This is a genomic window from Pseudoalteromonas sp. P1-9, assembly GCF_001399975.1.
In the GTDB taxonomy this organism is placed as follows: Bacteria; Pseudomonadota; Gammaproteobacteria; order Enterobacterales; family Alteromonadaceae; genus Pseudoalteromonas.
Genome location: NZ_LKBD01000003.1, coordinates 50,237 through 69,680, shown reverse-complemented (window position 1 = coordinate 69,680; position 19,444 = coordinate 50,237). Strand labels below are relative to the sequence as shown.

Below are 19,444 nucleotides of genomic sequence, written 5' to 3'. Positions count from 1 at the left end.
TTACAGTAATGTATCAATCGTTAATTCAACTTGATTGACTTGCTCGATATCAAAACCTTTGGTCTGTCCTTCAAGTTCGCCAGCTTGCGTATCAACTTTATCGTCATTACTCACACGCGCTATCACTTTAACGCGGTTAAACTCAGCAAAACTCATGCCCGCAACCATCGCGTCACTTTCTGATAACGTTACTTGCAGCGGTAATTGCCATTGTGATTTTTTCACAACAGCTAACGGCATTAGTGGACCGCTTTCGGCTTTTGCAAAGACAAATAACACTCCATTACGCGGTAATTTGTCTTTCAGTTCATCTGATAACGTAATATTTACCGCGACTGAACGCCCTTGTCCAAGTGAATTTTGTTTAGAAGTGTTAGATTGCTCAGCAACCTTTGCTTTTAACTCTTCAACGCGCGCTGACAACATTGCATAACTCGGGTTAGTTGTCGACATGCGTCCCAGAATAAGCTCAAATGCGGCCAGTGACTGTTGCCAATCACCACGCTCATAAGCAATTAATGCTAGCATTGAGAGTGCGTCAGTATTGCTTGGCTCTAACTTTAATACTTGAGACACCGCCTTCGCTGCTTGATTCATCGAACTTTCTGAACCTTCAAGCATCAGCACTTGTGCCTTACTAACCAACGCATTTACGCTTTTGGGGTTCATCGCAAGCGCTTTATCGAACGACATGTTTGCTGCTTCAAAATCATTTAGCATAAGCATAATACGTCCGAGTAACAACCAAGCCATCTCGTCGTCGCCTTGCTCGGCTAATTTAGTGCGAAGACCTAACGCCAGCTGCTGCATCTCATTATTAGACAATGGTTCGCCCTGCTGCAATACCGCGCGCTTGCCGAGCTCTGGCAAGTTATCTTTCGCTTGCTGCCACTGAGTAAGTAAATTAAAGCTGCCTGTCATTAAATAAAACACCGCGCAGAATGTTAGCGTAAACATACTTGCCGTGAGCGCAATAACCGAGCGGTTACCACGCTGATTTAATTGTTGCTCAGGCGCAAGCTCTTGTAACAAAGCTTGCTTTTGCTCTATTACCGCAGTGTTATAGGCATCGTCACTCAGCTTACTGGTATCAACTTCTTGCTTTAGTTCATCAAGGCGCGACTCATAATCTGAAATACGAAGTGCGTTCGCATTAGGACTCGTTTTTACCGCTTTTTCTTTGCGGATAAATGGAAAAACAACAAACAATAAACCAAATACAATTAACGCCGCAGCATAGATATAAAATGAGGTGATCATGCTACTTCCTTATACTTGGCAATCAGTTTTGACAGTTTTTGTTCATCTGCATCTGTCCACGTTGAACGACTTTGCGCTTGTTTCTTTTGCTTAAAAAGAATTAGCACAAAACCAAGCAACACAAAGCCAAGTGGTAACACCCAAAGAAGCAGTGTTAACGGTGTCACTGGCGGCTTGTAGTGAACAAAATAACCATAGCGATCGATCATATAGTCAACCACTTGATCTTTAGTATTGCCCTCTTGTACTAGCTGAAGCACTTTATCACGTAAGTCTTTGGCAACCACTGCATCAGAGTCTGCAATATTTTGGTTTTGACATTTAGGGCAACGTAATTCAGCCGTTAATTGGCGAAATAATTGCTCTTCTTCTGCGCTATTAAATTGATATTGGTTCTCGGCGGCAAATAGCTGCGCAGCAAATACCGTTAATAAAACCATTAAAAAATTCTTCATTACTGGAGCTCTAATAACTTAGGTGCAAACTTGGCACGCCATACTCGTTCATTAATATCACCGGTGTGATGTAAAATTATCTTACCGTTTTTATCTACTAGGAAGTGCTCTGGCGCACCCGAAACACCTAAATCTAACGCCAGTGTGCGATTAAGATCGAGAATGTTAAATTGATACGGGTCACCTGTGCGCGCCAACATACCCTTTACTTCACTTTGCAATGCAGGCAAATCAAACACATCACCGAAGTCTGGGTCATAGTTTTGTTCGTAATACAAACCGATAATTTTTACGCCTTGTCCGCGCAATTTAGTCAGATAAGGTAACTCAATTAAACATGTTGGGCACCAAGTACCCCACACATTTAATAAGTACACTTCACCAAGTAAATTTTTATCGCTCCAGCGCTTATTTTCATCCATTAGATCCGGCAGATTAAACGTTGGCATAGTTTGCCCTATACGCCCAGTTTCAATTTCCTTTGGATTACCAAATAAACCTTTCAGTAAAAAAACACACAGCACAGCAAAAACAATAAACGGCACTAACATTAACGTTTTGTTTTTCATGCAATCGCCCCTTTAATGGTTGCCTTAGATGCCGCCGTTTTACGACGATAGCGTTTATCTAGCATCATAAATACGCCAGCAAGCGACATTAAAATACCGCCAAGCCACATCCAGCGCACAAACGGCTTTTCATAAATACGCAGTGCCCACGCGCCGTTACTTAGCTGCTCACCTAACGCAAGGTATAAATCACGACTTAACTTGGCATCGATGGCTGCTTCGGTCATCACTTGCATGCCTACATCGTACTGACGTTTTTCGGCGTAAAGCTCTGTTACTTTTTGGTTATCTTTAAAGACAGTTACAACGCCAGCATGACCTTTATAATTAGGGCCAACAATGGCTTTTACACCGTCAAAGCGATAGCTGTAATCATTGAGTTGAACTTGCTCACCAGGGTTAACCTTTACTTGTTTCTCTACCGAGTAAGCAGACGTCAGCGTGACACCGAGTACTACAAAAGCAAAGCCTAAGTGGGCAGTATGCATCGCCCAAAAACTGTTACCCAACTTTGTCAATGACATATCTTCCTTGCTTAACTTTTCAAACAAATCAATCGCCACTGTTAAACAAACCCAAAGGGCAAAGAAAACGCCAACCAAGGTGGTAGTCGACACATTTTCATAACTTGAATAAAGCCATGCAAAAGTAACAACAGCTGTAACAACGAGTGCGCCAACCAGCTTTTTTATTACATGAGAAAACTTATTTTGTTTCCAGCGCAGCATAGGCCCTAAGCCTAATAGTAGTGAGAACGGCATTAACAAGTAGAAGAACATTTGATTGAAGAAAGGTACACCAATTGAAATTGTGCCCATTCCAAGCTCTTTGTGCACCATAGGCAATAAAGTACCAAGCAGTACTATTAACATTGAAACACACAATAATAAGTTGTTGAGCCACAGCGCTACTTCACGAGAGAAAAACTTATAACGCGACGTCGATTCGACCGTGCCTGCTCTTAATGCATAAAGTAGCAAACTACCGCCTACAACAATGGCAAGGAACGACAGAATAAACGAGCCACGACCCGGATCAGTGGTAAAGGCGTGTACCGATACAATAATACCCGAGCGTACAATAAAGGTGCCAAGCAGCGTTAACGAGAACGCAGCAATCGCAAGTAATACCGTCCAAGACTTAAACACACCGCGTTTTTCAGTTACCGCAAGTGAGTGGATAAGTGCAGTTGCTACAAGCCATGGCATTAGTGATGCATTTTCAACTGGATCCCAGAACCACCAGCCGCCCCAGCCAAGCTCGGCATAGGCCCACCAAGAACCAATTGTAATACCAAGTGTTAAGAACAACCACGCGGCCATCGTCCAAGGACGTGACCACTTTGCCCAGGTATTATCTAACTTACCCATTAAAAGCGCCGCAATCGCAAATGCGAACGACACCGATAAACCTACGTAACCCATATACAGTAATGGCGGGTGAATAATCATGCCCGGATCTTGTAACAATGGATTTAAATCGTGCCCTTCAATTGGATAGTAAGGCAGTAAACGCTCGAATGGGCTCGACATTAGCAGCGTATAAAGAATGAAGCCAAGGCCTAAGAAGCCTAAAATCGACAGTACGCGCGCACGCAATTGCCACGGCAGTGATTTAGACGCAAATGCAACAATCGCCGTCCAACCAGTTTGCATTAATACCCAAAGTAATACGGCACCTTCGTGACCACCCCAGGTAGAGGTAACTTTGTAATACCAAGGCAACTTAGTACTGCTGTGACTCGCCACATACGCCACTGTGAAATCATCAATTAAGGTAACGTAAATTAAAATAGCGAAGGAAATCGCGGTAAATATAAACTGCGCTAAGGCAAACGATGGTGCGCTTTGCATTAGGCGTAAATTGCCTTTTACAGCACCATACATAGGATACACAGTGAGTAATATCGAAAACGCTAACGCCAGCGTTAACGATAAATAGCCTAATTCAGCAATCATAATTAGTAACCGCCGTTATTTAGGTTATATTTTGGTTTTTCGTGTTTAATGCCCTTAACTGCTTCTGCAACATCAGCCGGCATATATTCTTCATCGTGCTTAGCCAGTACTTCAAACGCTTCAATTACATTAGACTCTATTAGCACGCCCTGCGCCACAATCCCCTGCCCCTCACGGAATAAGTCTGGAAGAATACCGTGATAACGGATCGTTACTAATGGACCGGTATCAATCAGTTTAAATTCAACATCTAACGATTCTTCGTTACGTACTACTGAACCCGGCACAACCATACCGCCAATGCGTAGCTTTTGACCGATAAATGGCTTTTCTTTATTTGGCCCTTTACCCTCAATTAGCTCTGACGGGGTATAAAATAAATTGATGTTTTCTTGCAACGCATAAAGCGTTAGGCCTATTGCCGAGCCAATACCCAAAAGCACCGCAATAATGGTAAACATTCGTTTTTTACGTCTTGGATTCACAGCCCCTGCTCCTTCGCCTTTTTAATACGTGCTTCGCGCGCAATTTGCGATTCTACATCGTCTAAAATTTTGCCGTGAGTGCGTTTACTCGATATAAAAATACCTAATAAAATCACTGCACATGCCCCATATGAGAGCCAGACATAAAAGCCATAGCCACCCATCGCGAAAAATTCTGAAAGCGAGTTAAACTGCATTCTTACCTCCACTCACTAAATTACGCACCCAGGGGCGGTGCTTTTCTCTTTCTAAAATTTCATTCTTTAAACGCATTAGCACGATAACAGCCATTAAGCATGCAAATGCCAAAATATTAATAAGCAATGGATATAGCATGCTGCTATCAATTGCTGAACCATCAAACTTGGTAATCGTTGAGCCTTGGTGCAAGGTGTTCCACCACTCTACTGAGTAATGAATAATAGGCACATTAACCACACCAACCATGGCTAAGATACATGATGCACGGCCTGCCGCACCTTTATCTTCAAACGCGTGATAAAGCGCAATCACACCAACATACAAAAACAATAAAATCAGCATAGTGGTTAAGCGCGCATCCCATACCCACCAAGTGCCCCACATAGGTTTACCCCATGCAGCACCTGTGATTAATGCAATAGCTGCGACTGCTGCGCCCACTGGTGCAATAGCAATTACGGCCAATTCAGCATTTCGGATCTGCCACACCATCGCAATAAATGCGGTAATTGCCATTGAGGTGTAAGCCCCCATTGACAATATGGCGGAAGGAACATGAATAAAGATAATTCGATAACTGTCTTTTTGTTGATAGTCAGCTGGCGCATACGCAAGACCCCAAGTCCAACCCACAATCAAACCAATCACGGCAACGACGGCAAAGTACGGCATCAAGGTATTGCATACTTGATACGCTTTTTCTGCTTTCGCATATGGATGTAACCACTTCCACATAACTAACTTACACTCACTTTTAAAGATGATGAAACGGCAAATGGCGCTAATACACTTGCACCAGCAAGCAGCGCCCCTAATATGGCTAGTTGACCCGAGTAGTCAAGCGACATAGAGCCTGCATCGATTGCAGATGTCGCAAAAATTAGTACCGGAATATACAAAGGCAATACCAACAAGCTAAGCAGTACGCCGCCTTTTTGTAATCCCACAGTTAACGCCGCACCTATCGCCCCGATTAGGCTTAATAACGGCGTACCAATAAGTAGCGTTAACAAGGTCGCCGTTAACGCTTCGCTTTCTAAATTAAGTAATAAGGCGAACATGGGTGTCATTAGCACCAAAGGTAACCCAGTAACCGTCCAATGTGCAGTAACCTTAGCTAACACAGTCAATGATGTTGGAAATGGACTCAACATCATTTGCTCCAACGTACCATCCACGTAATCATCGCGGAACATTTTATCTAAACCTAACATGGTAGAGAGCAATGCCGCTACCCAAATGATTCCTGGTGCCATGCGCGCTAGAAGATTAGGCTCAGGACCAACCCCTAACGGAAATAAGGTGATCACAATAATAAAAAATAAAACAGGATTGATAATTTCTGAGCGCTGACGAAATGCCAACGTCAGATCTTTTTTATAAATACTTGAAAATAAGCGCCAGTAAGAATCGTGAGTTTTCATTTAAAAACGGTACTCCAATACTAAGCGCGACAGCTCGGGGAAGTGTTCTGTTAGGTCTTGGTGGCTAGTTAAAATAATCGCGCCACCTTGTGCTAAATGTTTTTTAAACTGCTGCTGTAACAGCACAACGCCTTTTTTATCAACTGCGGTAAACGGCTCGTCGAGCATCCAGAGCGTTGCTTTATTAAGCCAAAGGCGCGCAAGTGCAACACGACGTTGTTGCCCAGCCGAGAGTAAACGTACTGGCACATCTTCAAGGCCAACTAAGCCAAGTTGCGCTAATACATCGTGCAAATCTTGCTGTGTTTCTAAACCGTGGGTTTCAAGCCAGAAGGCAAGATTTTCAACTGCGGTTAATTGCCCATTTACCCCAGTTTTATGACCAATATAAAGTGTATCACTTGCAAATTGCAGATTATCTTTGGCAATGTCTTGACCTTGCCACAATACCTTGCCTGACTCAGCACGCACAAATCCCGCCAGAATACGTAGTAGCGAGGTTTTACCCGCGCCATTTTGCCCTTCTAACTGGACAATTTGCCCTTGATGTAATTCAAAAGAGAGATCTTCAAACAAACATCTATCTTGCCGAATGCAGCAAATTGAATCTACTTTTAACAAGTTTAATCATCTCTCGACCTAAAATTGGGCATTAGTCTAACATAATGGTATTGTAAAACGTAATCTCCTCGACAAGAGAAATTGGCAATAGCTTGATTTAAAACAGATGACCGATATTCAATCTTTGCTAAATGTTGTTAGTAGCGCCACTGTTGATACAGAGCAAAGTGCGTTATCGCAATTAAGCCCCACACAGCAAGACCAAGTAAAACAATTGCAACAGTTAATGCAGCAGTTGAATTTACCCACAAAAACAAGTCAAAAATTGCTCTCGGCACTGCTAAACGAAACGCTAAATGTCAGCAATGTTGATATTAGCCAAAATAAGCTGTCGTTTAATTTACCCCAATTAACGCCAAAACTTATTGAACTGATTATTCCTAATCAAACAATACAGTTACAGTCAGATAAGGCACAAGTAACGTTAAGCACCTCGCTAACTGATTTGTTAGTCTCCCTGCCAAAGCATGAAATTAAGTTACCAAATAACATCGTTTTTCAGCTTCTTAAAATCGCCACAAACGATAGCAGCACGCAACCTACGCTCAAATTACCGGCACACATTGTCAATCAACCCAATCTGCTTGCAGTGGAATCGCAAAAGGTAACAATCACCAGTGATTTACCAAAAAACTTAGTCAGCTTAGTGAAGCACAATCAACCCGCAATAATTGAAATAGCGACCAAACAAGACAAGTTTAGCTTTAGCGTAAAACTCGACAAACACAGCCAACCGGTGCTAACCCAACCTTTGTCGATGAAAAAAGTAATTGATTTGATCAAACTGCAAAATGCACCACTACAACTTGATACCGCTAAAGCCCTGGCGATTAAAATTAACCAAAATGCCGTTCAATTGCCGTTAGAGAGTCACCTCGTGTCAAATCAAGTACTCAAGCCAAGTCTAAAAAATTTAGGTGATAAGGCGGTACTCGCTGTGTCAAAGCTTGAAATGACGATTAAATTAGCCCAATCAGATACTAAACAGCTAAAGGCGCAAGACTTTATTGCTGCACCTAAACCACAAAGCCATCAGCTACCCGTTATTAATCAACTTACGTCGTTAAAAGCACGTGTCGCTAAACCGCTACTTGAACCCATTATGGCAAGTATTCGTTCGCTATTATCAGGACGAGAAGTCACGATTAAACATGCCTCAAAAGGCAGTATCAACTTGCAAGTGACTACACCAAGCCCCAATACAAAAACAGATGTTACATTACCTAAATTTGAGATAAAAGGCGGCACTGAAAAACTTCCTACATCGCCTATTCAAAGCGAAGCGCAAGTTCAAAAAGCACCGATTTACGCTCGCCCACTTGTCACCACACCCTCGCTTAAACCAAGCGCGAGTCTGCAAGTTCCAGTTGTTGTGCCTAATCAAAGTGCAACTAATATAAAATCGAACCATAGCGAGCTTAGTGCCAAACTAGAGGCTACAGCAAAACAAAATCCACTCAGTATTTTGACCCAGCAAATTAGTAAACTTGCGTCAGAGCCAAAACTGCCTGAACCATTAGCCCGATTAGTTAATCAAGCGTTTACACGAATAATCAGCGAAGGCACAGCGGTGCCACAAACTGTACTGCAATTGAAATCGGTAGTAGCACCACTGCAAAATACCCAAACTGATACATTACAAACGCCTTTCGGCGCGATGGAACATGCCAAAATTTCTCTTGCAAGCAACGGCGTTTTTCAACAGGCAGCGCTCAATCATGAACTGCAAGGCAAACTTGAGAATTTACTGCCCATTTTACTTGGACTATCGAAAGGGCTAACAAATAAAAAAGACAGTAAATCCTTAAAAGGCCAGTTAGCGCTACCAGCATTACTACAAAAAAATATGACAGACAGCCTTAGTGCGCTGCAAAAAGGGATACAAGGAAACGCCAGCAGCGCATTACAACAAACAGGCAGTACCGAACAACCACAAGTCAATATGCAGTTTTCGATACCCATGCAACAAAACGAAAAACTGACCACAACACCTATTTCAATTGAAGAAGAAAAACGAAAAACGAAAAACGGCGAATTAGTATCTGTGTGGCGTATTAATTTAGCGTTTGAAGTAGAAAGTTCAATTTTAAATATTGGTGCAGAGCTTATTAAAAAGCAGTTATCTCTCAGTTTTAACTCATCACACACGCGATTGATTGAGAAAGCAAAAACCCAAGCGCCTTTATTACAACAAAAACTAACGCAACACGGTATTGAAGTAACACAAAGCGAATTTCATGTATCAGAACAACAATCACTGTCAACACGCTCCGGCATAGTTAACATTAAGGTGTGATATGACGCAAAAATCAGCAATCGGCTTAATATATGATGGCCAAGGCGCGCCAGAAGTAAGCAGTAAAGGGTTTGGTGAATTAGCCGAACACATAATTCAATATGCGAAAGACAATGATATTTTACTTCATCAAGACGAAGCGCTAGCAAACAGCTTAGCAAACCTCGAGGTGGGGCAAGAAATCCCAGAAGAGCTTTATTATGTTATTGCTGAACTCATTGCATTTTCATATGTATTGCAAGGAAAGTTCCCACCAGGCTGGTTAGCACTACACAATAAATTAGATGTAAAAGTGTAAGCTTATATGAACTCACTTAAGTAGCTGATTTTCCGAGCGGACTAAATACCATGCTAACTGCGTTGGAATGTATAAATGTAGAACAACTACATAAGAAAAATTCCGCCTTGCTATCATTTCATTTATCCAGCGCTATCCCTGATCTCACACTTCATAGAATTGGTATTATTTGCACTTTTGTATGCATAAGTAAATCAATATAAAAAGGTAAACGCTAAAGCTAATTGAACCGTTGTGAATTTAGCTCTATATCGCAGCCTAGCGCTAATCGATCATTTAACGCAGTTTAAGGTGCAATGGAAAGGTAACCTAGAGCAGCCGCCCTAGGTTAGAAAGTAGTAATTACTCACCTTCTTTTTGATGAAGCGTAAATAATAACTCGGCTTCTGCGCGAGGCAATTCGCACTCTCGCATCACTTCTTCAATATCAGCCCCAAGCTCAATCATTTTCACTGCGCGTGAGTAAATTTTAGATTCAGGATCAGCCAACTGAATATCTTGTTGTTTTTGTTTTAGCTCTTGCGTTTCAGATTGAAGTTCCATCACGTGCTTACCAATTTTAAGTAGGCCCGAACGGATCTCTTCTATTTCGTTTTTATTAATTGTTTGCTGTTTGGTTAACTGCGATTCACTTTGTGAGTTAACAATTTGCACCTGTTTTAAACGCGAAAGCGCGCGAAACGCAACAACACAGGCACAAACCGCAACACAAAGCGCAAGAATAGAGATAATTTGCCAAATCATTAGAAATTACTTAGCTCGTCCCACTCTTCATCACTTAGAAGTTTATTTAGATCTACTAAAATAAGTAATTCGCCATCGCGATTAGAAACACCTTGGATAAACTTAGCACTTTCTTCAGTGCCGATATTTGGTGCGCTATCGATTTCAGATGTGCGTAAGTAAACTACTTCTGCAACGCTATCAACCAAAATACCGATCACTTGCTTTTCAGCTTCAATAATCACAATACGCGAGTTATCGGTAACCTCTGCACTTTGTAAACCAAAGCGAGTACGTGTATCAATTACTGTAACTACGTTACCACGTAGGTTAATAATACCTAGCACATAACCCGGAGCGCCTGGTACAGGAGCAATTTCACTGTAACGCAACACTTCTTGCACTTGCATTACATTAATACCGTACGTTTCTTCACCTAAGTGAAACGTAACCCATTGCAATACTTCATCATTTACGTCGGCTGCATTTGACGAAAGAACTCTTTCTTCACTCATTTTTAAGCTCCTATCCAATGTGGATATGTATTAACTGCTACTAACTAAACGACTTAGCGCTATGCCTCATCGTCTTGGCTATCTAAACCTTGATCTAATAATTCAGTCATTGCTGAGACATTAATTAAAGCACACATTTTCTCTTTAATTAATCCCGCAAGCCATGGTCTACGACCACCTTTATCACGCCATTTAATATCTTGATGCGATAAACTGACATTATCAATTAAACGCTCAGCTAACAGTCCCCAGTTAGATTCACCTAACATTATAAGATACTGATAGTTTAGCGCTTCTTCTAACTTTTTGTTATATTTTTCTGGCATTACCCAACGCGCTGAATCAACTACGTTGAGCTTTTGTTCACGATGAAGCATGACACCTTTAAACCAGTCAGGTTTACCAAATATTTGATTTACTTCACCTAATTGGTAAATTCCACCTAACACCTTGAGTGGCACAGCAAGCGTTAAGCCTGCTACTTCAAAGTAAAGCGCCTGGAATTCGTCATCATCATATGTGGCATCTTGAGTGCGTGCTGGCGGTAAAGCAACTTCAACCGCTTCAACCACCTCTACCTTTACTTCCGGTACAATTACAGGCTCTTTTACAACTGGTTTTGCTATTACCTTTTCAGTTGTAGCCTGTTGATGCTCGGCAGCTTTAACTTCAACGTCACTTAATAAATTTTCAACTGGATTGGCGACTGAGTCGCGCGCAATATCTTCTTGCAATAAGGCATCTAAATACTGCTTCATTACCTTTTCATTTGCAAAAAGTTGCTTAGTCATTCACTGCCTCTTCAATGTGTTCTAGCAAAGCAGTATAAGCAAATACCCCCCGTGATTTAGGACAATATTTGTGTGGTGCCTGCATGGCTAAACTTGCATCTCGTAATTTAGTATCTACTGGCACGACGCCCGGCCATACTTTTTCGCCATAAGTAGCACGTAATTTTTTATATGCTTCAAGTGACGCTTTGGTGCGCTTATCGTACATAGTGGGCACAATCGTATAGTTATACGATTTATTTTGTGAACTTTGCATTAGTTCCATAGTACGCATCATACGGTCTAAGCCTTTTAGTGCTAAAAACTCCGTTTGCACTGGAATTAATACGCGGTTACATGCAGCGAGTGCGTTAACCATTAATACACCTAGTACTGGCGGGCAATCCAAAATCGCAACATCGTATTCGTCGCTAATTTTATCGAGTGCATTACGCAAAATAAGGCCCATACCACTTTTTTTACCGAGACTTCTATCTAGTGTGGCAATTGCCATAGTAGCTGGCAATATATCTAAATTTTCTACCCCAGACGGACACAGTGATTGCAAAATTTCTTCACGCGCCATGGTTTTACCACGTGAGAAAATATCAAACACACTCACTTCTAGCTCTTCAGAGTCAATACCAAAATAATAAGTCAATGACGCGTGTGGATCAGTATCAATCAGCAACACACGTTTACCACGAGACGCTAATAAGCCTCCCAAGGTGACTGTGGTTGTGGTTTTACCCACACCGCCTTTTTGATTTGCTACCGTCCAAATTTTCAAGCGAATACCTATTGTTCTTGTTCTCGGGTTGTTATGCGAATACCACCATTTGGTAATTCGATTACTTTAAGTGAATCGTCTTTTTCTGCATCCTGCTTTAACTTCTCCACCGCTTGCTCAGTGGTTTGTTTTGCGTTAGCTGTTATCTCAGTTTCATCGGTTTCTGGCAATGCATATTTTGAAATTGCGATCACCACCTTGCGATTTTGTTGACGCCCTTGTTCATTATTATTATCGCTAAACGGTGAGTACTCACCATACCCCTCAATTGCCATTCTTGCAGGGATTATGCCGAGATACTCAAGCCATACCAGCACTTCGGTCGCACGGGCTACCGATAAATGCCAATTAGAACGAAATACTTCATTATTTATCGGCTGATTATCGGTGTAACCACGCATTCTTAAGTAGTTTCGGTTAGCATTTAAAATTGGTAGTAATGAACGTAAAACAGTTCTTGCACGTTCAGTGGCAACCGCACTACCACTGGCAAACAACAAGCTTGAACTTAGCTCTATGGTAAGCCAATTCATGTCTTTTTCTAACTGCGCTTGCCCCGCTTCAATTTCATCAGATATCGCTTTTTTAAGCTCTTCTTCAAGCGCATCGAGCGGCTGGCCTAAATACTTTTGCTGTAAATTACTTAGCTCTCCTCGCCCATCGACAAGTTCTGGCCCTTTTTCTTCATTTACAATACTAATGCCGTGCAGTTGTGAATCAACTTCTGGTTCGTTGCTCGTAAGAATACCTTCACCAGATACGCCTTTTCCCGTACCTTTACTAAATTGGTCTGTTGTTTTAAACACATGAGAAATTGTGTCTGACAACACTGAAAATTTTTCTTCTTCGATAATGGCCATCGCGTACATCACAACAAATAACGCAAACATTAATGTCATGTAATCGGCATAAGAAACTAACCAGCGATGTGTGTTATCGTTTTGTTCGGTTTGCTTAAAAGGCTTAAAGCGTGGCATACGCGACTACCTAAACAACGACTTATTATTTTTTTCGATTAAGTACGCCGAAAGCTTTTGTTCAATGGCATTAGGCGTATCACCTTGAAGAATGCAAAACATCCCCTCAGCTAACATTTGATGATACCGGCAATGTTCGTCCACTAAATAAGCCAATTTATTGGCAATTGGAATATAAAGAAGATTCGCAAAGCCAACACCGTAAATAGTAGCAACAAACGCAGTGGCAATACCCGCACCTAACATATCGGGTTGTTGAATAAAGTTCATTGCTTGAATAAGACCGAGTACGGCCCCCAGAATGCCAAGAGTTGGACTGTAACCCCCCATGGCATGATACACTTGGCTTGACTCGTTAAGTGCATTGCGACGTTGCAATATTTCGTTTTCCATGGTGTCAAAGAACTGCTGCTCGTCACTACCGTCAACAAGCAAATTTAGGCCTTTTGATACAAAGTGATCTTTTTCATCAATAGCAAGGTTTTCTAACGATAAATAGCCGTCATGACGTACTTTTGCAGCCCAACTTTTTACTTGCTCAATGCCTTTTGCAAAATCGTGCTTAGGTGGCGTTATCACCCAAGGCAGCATTTTAATGGCTGTGGTAAACTGGTATTTAGTTGCCTGCAACATTACCGCGCCAAGCGTACCGCCAAACACAATTATGAATGCTGACAAATCAAATAAATTCGCCAGCACACCACCTTCAATGGTATATCCTAAGCCAATTGCTACAAACGCGATAATCGCACCAAAAACGGCTAGTTTATCCACAACCTATTTCCGTGTTGATATGTTTAGCAACGTCATCCAATGCGATGCTTTTCTCGCTTAAACCAGCACTTGCAACTGCTTGTGGCATACCGTATACAACGCAAGAGGCTTCATCTTGCGCCCAAATTTTAGACCCTGCCTGTTTTAGCATGCGTGCGCCATCTCGGCCATCAGCTCCCATACCGGTAAGTACAATTGCCAACACAGAGTCACCGTAACTTTTTGCTGCACTAGCAAAAGTGATATCAACGCTTGGTTTGTAGGTGACACGAGCGCTATCATCTTCATAGATTTTTAGCTTTTGATTGCCGCTACGACCTTCCACTAGCATTTGCTTACCACCAGGTGCTAAATATGCAACGCCTGGTCTGAGCAAGTCGCCGTTTTCTGCTTCTTTAACTTTGATTCGACAAAGTGAATCCAATCGCTGTGCAAACGCCGGTGTAAATGCACCTGGCATGTGTTGAATCAACAAAATTGGATGGGGAAAGTTAGCTGGTAACTGCGTAAGTACTTTTTGCAGCGCAACCGGACCACCTGTAGAAGTACCAATTGCCATTAACTTGTATTGTTTACCAGATGCTTTGGGTCTTTCGCTTTTAGTTGCCGCACGCGAATCAGCCGGTGTGGAGCGAGCAGCAAAGGTTCTATCAGGCTGGCGTAACGTTGAGCTAGTGCTGCGCTCAGGTGTTGTTCTTGCCGTTGGCGCTTGATTTAATGTTGCACGCTGTGGCCTAAAACCACCTACTCGGCGACGGCCTATTTCTTTAACTTTTTGTTGAAGCACTTTCGTTGCTTCTTCTTTGTCGCGAGCAATGTCTTCAAACTTTTTAGGTAAAAAGTCTAACGCGCCGGCATCAAGTGCATCAAGCGTTGCACTTGCTCCATCATGCGTTAACGAAGAGAACATTAATATTGGTGTCGGCGTTTGCTGCATTATTTGCTTTACAGCGCTAATACCGTCAAGTACAGGCATCTCAATATCCATTGTGATAACAGATGGTCGTAATTCGGCAGTTTTTTCAACCGCCTCTTTACCATTGTTAGCTGTGCCAATCACTTCAATATTGGGATCTTGACTCAAGATTTCACTCACACGACGGCGAAAAAAGCTTGAATCATCTACTACTAAAACCCTAATTGTCATTAAGTGCTCTCTTACTTTTTATTGCGACCTTGGCCTGCGTAGTGCTTTAACAAACTTGGTACATCTAAAATTAGTGCAATGCCACCATCTGACGTAATTGTTGCGCCCGCCATACCCGGCGTACCTTGCAATAAAGCGTCTAATGGCTTGATTACCACCTCTTCCTGACCAATTAAGGAATCAACCACAAAGCCCATTTGTTGCGTACCTAATTGCACAATAACAACATGTCCCTGCGAACGCTTTTGTTCGCTGCGAGGGTTCCGTAACAACCATTTTTCTAGATAGAATAACGGAATCGCTTTATCACGTACGATAATCGTTAGCTGCCCATCAACTAGATTTGTTTTAGTAAGATCTAAGTGGAATATCTCGCTTACACCCGCAAGTGGTAATGCAAACGTTTGCTGACCAACTACGACCATTAAGGTAGGTAGAATAGCGAGCGTCAGTGGTACTTTAATTTCAAGTACTGTGCCTTTACCTTTTTCTGATTCGATATTCACTGTACCGTTTAATTGGGTAATTTTGGTTTTAACCACGTCCATACCCACGCCACGACCAGAAATATCAGAAATCTCTTCTTTGGTAGAGAAACCTGGCGCAAAGATTAAGTTATACGCTTCGTTGTTTGACAGTCGAGCTGCCTGATCGGCATCTATTACACCTTTACCAATCGCTATACTTTTCAGCTTTTCTGCGTCCATACCCGCACCATCATCTTCAATGGTAAGCAAGATATGATCACCTTCTTGTGATGCTGATAACGTCACCGTACCGGTGCGTGGTTTACCTGCAGCTTCACGATCGTCTGGCATTTCAATACCGTGATCCACCGAGTTACGTACAAGGTGAACTAGCGGATCTGCAAGTGCCTCAACAAGGTTTTTATCTAAATCGGTTTCTTCACCAACTAGCTGTAAATTAATTTCTTTTTTCAAGCTGCGAGCTAAGTCACGAACAACGCGAGGGAAACGGCCAAATACTTTTTTGATTGGCTGCATCCGGGTTTTCATTACCGCGCCTTGTAAGTCTGCGGTCACCACATCTAAGTTAGAAATGGCTTTACCCATACTTTCATTGCTAACGTTAGCACCTAAGCTGACAAGTCGATTTCGAACCAATACCAGCTCGCCGACCATATTCATGATTTGGTCAAGGCGTTTGGTATCAACACGCACTGTCGTTTCAGCCGGTGGCGCTGCCGGTTTAGCTGGCGCTTTACTTGGCGCTGCAGCTGGTTTGGCTGCACTTGGCGCTGCAGGCTTAGCAGCTGCTGGTTTTGGCGCTGGCGCTTTTGGTTTCGCCGGCGTTGGCTTAGCTGCAGGAGGTGGTGTTGGCGTTTCCGGTTTTGCCGCTACCGCATCAGTATTAAATGACTTTTCAGCAGTGCTTGGCGCACTGCCCTTGCCATGAAGCTCATCAAGTAAGGCTTCGAATTCATCTTCGGTAATATCTTCATCGTCACCCGATGAAGCCGCAGGAGCCGCACTTTCTGGTGCACTCGTCTCAGACCCGCCACCGAATGAACCAGCCCCATGTAATTCGTCTAGTAAGCTCTCAAATTCATCATCAGTGATTTCATCAGAGTCGCTACTTTCACTCGCTTCTGGCGCTGCATTAGCGGCAGGGCCATTACCAGAGCCGTGTAACTCATCTAACAGGCTTTCAAATTCTTCTTCTGTAATATCGTCAACGCTATCGCCAGAAGATTGTGCTTCATCACTTGGCGCATCAGCATCAAATAAAATATCACCAAACGGGTCTTCTTCGACAGCTTCTGGCTCGACAATTTCTTCTGCTGGCGCTTCGGCTACCGGTGCTTCATCCGCGCTTTCAGGCTGACTAAGTCTATGTAGTTCTGCCAGTAGCTGCGGGTCAGCAGGATCGGGCTGAGCGCGATTTTGAATGTGAGCAAACATTTCATTGATGGTATCAAGTGCCTGTAAAATCACATCCATTAATTCAGGAGTAACCCTGCGTTGGCCTTGTCGTAAAACATCGAAAATATTTTCTGCGCCGTGACATGCATCGACTAGCTCTGTCATAGACAAGAAGCCAGCGCCCCCTTTTACGGTATGAAACCCTCTAAATATCGCATTCAGTAAATCAGCATCTTCTGGATTATTTTCCAGCTCAACTAACTGTTCTGAGAGCAACTCTAAGATTTCACCGGCTTCGACTAAAAAGTCTTGTAAAATATCTTCATCGACATCAAAGCTCATGCATTTTTCTCCGATTAGAAGCCCAAACTAGACAGCAGATCGTCTACTTCATCTTGACCTGAAACCACATCTTCACGTGATTCAGCATTTATAATTGGACCTTCAGCTACTTGGTCTAATTCACCATCAGCAACCATTTGTTGTTCTTGTTGTATTGTCGTTTCAGGCGACTCATCATGTTCTACAGGTGTGCCAAACACGGTTAACATATGAATCAGGCTATCTTCGACTTCGCGGACAAGCTCGATCACACGTCGAATAACTTGACCTGTGAGGTCCTGATAACCTTGGGCCATGAGCACTTCTGTCATTAATGCATTTAATTTATCAGAATTAGTTTTTGCTTCGTCCATAAAGCCGTTTAGCTCATGACATAACACTTTAAACTCACCAACTTTAAGATCTCGCGACATTAATTTGTCCCATTTGGGCTTAATATTGTTGAGACCTGTTTGCAAGTTATCGGCAATAGGCAGCGATGCTTCAACGGCGTCCATCGTTGTATTCGCAGCTTGCTCTGTCATTTCCATAACATAATTGAGACGTTCTTTTGCGTCAGGAATAGACTCGTTTGTTAACGCCGATAAAGTGGTATCAAGTTGAAAATTTTTCAATGAATCATGCAGTTGACGAGTTAGTTTACCTACCTCACCAAATAATTCATCTTGCTCAATTGCCGTAACTTGCTTTAGCAGCTCTTGCGCTTGTTGTTGCTCATCGTTTTCAAGAAACGCAACTAGCTGCTTAGCTTGTTCTAAGGTAATTTGAGGCGCAGCACTTGCTGACATAAACCTCTCCTTCCCGTTAGCCTAAACGCTCAAAAACTTTATCAAGCTTTGTTTTAAGCGTTGCTGCTGTAAATGGTTTAACGATATAACCGTTTACACCTGCTTGCGCTGCAGCAATGATCTGCTCTTTTTTGGCTTCCGCAGTTACCATTAGTACCGGTATGTGTTTTAGACTGTCATCCGCGCGAATCGCGCGCAGCAAATCTATACCTTGCATACCTGGCATATTCCAATCCGTAACTACAAAGTCAAACTCTTGGTTTTGCAGCATAGGAAGCGCAGTGCTACCATCGTCTGCTTCTTGCACGTTTGTGAAACCAAGATCTCTTAACAGGTTTTTAATGATTCTTCTCATCGTTGAAAAGTCGTCAACTACAAGAATTTTCATGTTTTTATCCAAAATATCCTCCAGTGAGGTATGCACCTAATTGTTTACTTACTACTTTTATTCTATATCCAGTCATGGACTTTTGCTTTAAGGCGCACCATGGCCTGACTATGTATTTGGCTCACCCTTGATTCACTCACTTCAAGAATTAGCCCAATTTCTTTTAAATTCATTTCATCATTGTAGTAAAGTGACAGCACTAACGCTTCTCTTTCTGGCAAAGTTTGTATTGCCTCTACTAACGCTTTATTAAATTTATCCTGTTGAATATCAACTAATGGATTTTGTTCTTTATTGCCGAGCCCTGCGTCGATGACATCTTCATCAACACCGAGATCTTCAATGCCGATAATTTTACCATTGCTTATATCCCTTAGAATATGATGGTACTCATCTAACGTAATATCAAGTTTTTCAGCTACTTCACTGTCTTTTGGTTCACGTCCGAGTGATGATTCTAGCTGATTTATGACCGCGGCGACTTCACGAGCGTTTTTATGTACTGAGCGAGGAACCCAGTCTCCTTTACGCGTTTCATCAATTATTGCACCGCGAATACGGATACCCGCATAGGTTTCAAAGCTCGCACCTTTACTGCCATCAAAGTTCTTAGCAGCCTCAATTAGTCCTATCATGCCCGCCTGAATGAGGTCTTCGACAATAACGCTTGCCGGCAAACGCGCTAAAATATGGTAGGCAATGCGTTTAACCAACGGCGTATGCTGTTCGACAAGTTGCGATAATTGATTTTGATTAGCATAGGCAGCGGTTCTTTTCATA

The 19,444-nt window shown here is 42.4% G+C and carries 22 protein-coding genes; 2 read left to right on the top strand and 20 right to left on the bottom strand.

What is annotated here, in order from left to right:
• Genes ccmI through ccmA form a run of 9 tightly spaced genes read right to left on the bottom strand, consistent with a single transcriptional unit; the run spans nt 1 to nt 6,973 of the window.
• Nucleotides 1-1,260: a c-type cytochrome biogenesis protein CcmI gene (gene ccmI / locus AN214_RS02845; protein ID WP_054978334.1), complete on the bottom strand. Its 1,260-nt coding sequence runs from the start codon at nt 1,258-1,260 to the stop codon at nt 1-3.
• Nucleotides 1,257-1,715: a cytochrome c-type biogenesis protein gene (locus AN214_RS02840; protein WP_054978333.1), complete on the bottom strand. Its 459-nt coding sequence runs from the start codon at nt 1,713-1,715 to the stop codon at nt 1,257-1,259. The genes ccmI and AN214_RS02840 overlap by 4 nt, the downstream gene beginning before the upstream one ends.
• Nucleotides 1,715-2,284 (bottom strand): redoxin family protein, encoded by a 570-nt coding sequence (locus AN214_RS02835; protein ID WP_054978332.1) that lies wholly within the window; start codon nt 2,282-2,284, stop codon nt 1,715-1,717. Before AN214_RS02835 ends, AN214_RS02840 begins: the two co-directional genes overlap by 1 nt.
• Nucleotides 2,281-4,242, bottom strand: coding sequence for a heme lyase CcmF/NrfE family subunit (locus AN214_RS02830; protein ID WP_054978331.1), 1,962 nt, complete (start codon nt 4,240-4,242; stop codon nt 2,281-2,283). Before AN214_RS02830 ends, AN214_RS02835 begins: the two co-directional genes overlap by 4 nt.
• Before the next feature lie 2 nt (nt 4,243-4,244).
• Nucleotides 4,245-4,727 (bottom strand): cytochrome c maturation protein CcmE, encoded by a 483-nt coding sequence (gene ccmE, locus AN214_RS02825; RefSeq protein WP_054978330.1) that lies wholly within the window; start codon nt 4,725-4,727, stop codon nt 4,245-4,247.
• The gene (gene ccmD / locus AN214_RS02820) at nt 4,724-4,924 is read right to left on the bottom strand and encodes a heme exporter protein CcmD (protein WP_054978329.1); all 201 of its coding nucleotides are present in this window, start codon (nt 4,922-4,924) and stop codon (nt 4,724-4,726) included. Before ccmD ends, ccmE begins: the two co-directional genes overlap by 4 nt.
• Nucleotides 4,914-5,663: a heme ABC transporter permease gene (locus AN214_RS02815; protein WP_010560554.1), complete on the bottom strand. Its 750-nt coding sequence runs from the start codon at nt 5,661-5,663 to the stop codon at nt 4,914-4,916. The genes ccmD and AN214_RS02815 overlap by 11 nt, the downstream gene beginning before the upstream one ends.
• A 2-nt stretch (nt 5,664-5,665) precedes the next feature.
• Nucleotides 5,666-6,352, bottom strand: coding sequence for a heme exporter protein CcmB (gene ccmB / locus AN214_RS02810; protein ID WP_010560555.1), 687 nt, complete (start codon nt 6,350-6,352; stop codon nt 5,666-5,668).
• Complete coding sequence (gene ccmA / locus AN214_RS02805; RefSeq protein ID WP_010560556.1) at nt 6,353-6,973, bottom strand: cytochrome c biogenesis heme-transporting ATPase CcmA; 621 nt, start codon at nt 6,971-6,973, stop codon at nt 6,353-6,355.
• A gap of 106 nt (nt 6,974-7,079) precedes the next feature.
• On the opposite strand from ccmA, the gene AN214_RS02800 reads away from it, so the two are divergent.
• Nucleotides 7,080-9,269 (top strand): hypothetical protein, encoded by a 2,190-nt coding sequence (locus AN214_RS02800; RefSeq protein ID WP_054978327.1) that lies wholly within the window; start codon nt 7,080-7,082, stop codon nt 9,267-9,269.
• Between the two features lies 1 nt (nt 9,270).
• Complete coding sequence (locus AN214_RS02795) at nt 9,271-9,567, top strand: EscU/YscU/HrcU family type III secretion system export apparatus switch protein (RefSeq protein ID WP_054978326.1); 297 nt, start codon at nt 9,271-9,273, stop codon at nt 9,565-9,567.
• 342 nt (nt 9,568-9,909) lie between these two features.
• Here AN214_RS02795 and AN214_RS02790 read toward each other — a convergent pair whose 3' ends face one another.
• Genes AN214_RS02790 through AN214_RS02740 form a run of 11 tightly spaced genes read right to left on the bottom strand, consistent with a single transcriptional unit; the run spans nt 9,910 to nt 19,443 of the window.
• Complete coding sequence (locus tag AN214_RS02790; protein ID WP_010560559.1) at nt 9,910-10,311, bottom strand: DUF2802 domain-containing protein; 402 nt, start codon at nt 10,309-10,311, stop codon at nt 9,910-9,912.
• Nucleotides 10,311-10,805, bottom strand: a complete 495-nt coding sequence (locus tag AN214_RS02785) for a chemotaxis protein CheW (RefSeq protein WP_054978325.1) — start codon at nt 10,803-10,805, stop codon at nt 10,311-10,313. Before AN214_RS02785 ends, AN214_RS02790 begins: the two co-directional genes overlap by 1 nt.
• A 59-nt stretch (nt 10,806-10,864) precedes the next feature.
• Nucleotides 10,865-11,596 carry a chemotaxis protein CheW gene (locus tag AN214_RS02780; RefSeq protein WP_054978324.1) on the bottom strand — a complete coding sequence of 244 codons (732 nt, stop codon included), beginning with the start codon at nt 11,594-11,596 and terminating at the stop codon, nt 10,865-10,867.
• On the bottom strand, nt 11,589-12,365 hold the full coding sequence (locus AN214_RS02775; protein ID WP_054978323.1) for a ParA family protein: 777 nt from the start codon (nt 12,363-12,365) through the stop codon (nt 11,589-11,591). Before AN214_RS02775 ends, AN214_RS02780 begins: the two co-directional genes overlap by 8 nt.
• Nucleotides 12,366-12,373: 8 nt before the next feature.
• Nucleotides 12,374-13,342, bottom strand: a complete 969-nt coding sequence (locus AN214_RS02770) for a flagellar motor protein MotB (protein WP_054978322.1) — start codon at nt 13,340-13,342, stop codon at nt 12,374-12,376.
• Between the two features lie 6 nt (nt 13,343-13,348).
• Nucleotides 13,349-14,116, bottom strand: a complete 768-nt coding sequence (locus AN214_RS02765) for a flagellar motor protein (RefSeq protein WP_054978321.1) — start codon at nt 14,114-14,116, stop codon at nt 13,349-13,351.
• Nucleotides 14,109-15,263, bottom strand: coding sequence for a chemotaxis response regulator protein-glutamate methylesterase (locus tag AN214_RS02760; protein WP_054978320.1), 1,155 nt, complete (start codon nt 15,261-15,263; stop codon nt 14,109-14,111). Before AN214_RS02760 ends, AN214_RS02765 begins: the two co-directional genes overlap by 8 nt.
• An 11-nt stretch (nt 15,264-15,274) precedes the next feature.
• Nucleotides 15,275-17,488, bottom strand: coding sequence for a chemotaxis protein CheA (locus AN214_RS02755; RefSeq protein WP_054978319.1), 2,214 nt, complete (start codon nt 17,486-17,488; stop codon nt 15,275-15,277).
• 14 nt (nt 17,489-17,502) lie between these two features.
• Complete coding sequence (locus AN214_RS02750; RefSeq protein WP_054978318.1) at nt 17,503-18,276, bottom strand: protein phosphatase CheZ; 774 nt, start codon at nt 18,274-18,276, stop codon at nt 17,503-17,505.
• A gap of 16 nt (nt 18,277-18,292) precedes the next feature.
• Nucleotides 18,293-18,676, bottom strand: a complete 384-nt coding sequence (gene cheY, locus AN214_RS02745) for a chemotaxis response regulator CheY (RefSeq protein WP_010560568.1) — start codon at nt 18,674-18,676, stop codon at nt 18,293-18,295.
• Nucleotides 18,677-18,726: 50 nt separating this feature from the next.
• Nucleotides 18,727-19,443: an RNA polymerase sigma factor FliA gene (locus tag AN214_RS02740; protein ID WP_010560569.1), complete on the bottom strand. Its 717-nt coding sequence runs from the start codon at nt 19,441-19,443 to the stop codon at nt 18,727-18,729.
• Nucleotide 19,444 lies beyond the last annotated feature (1 nt).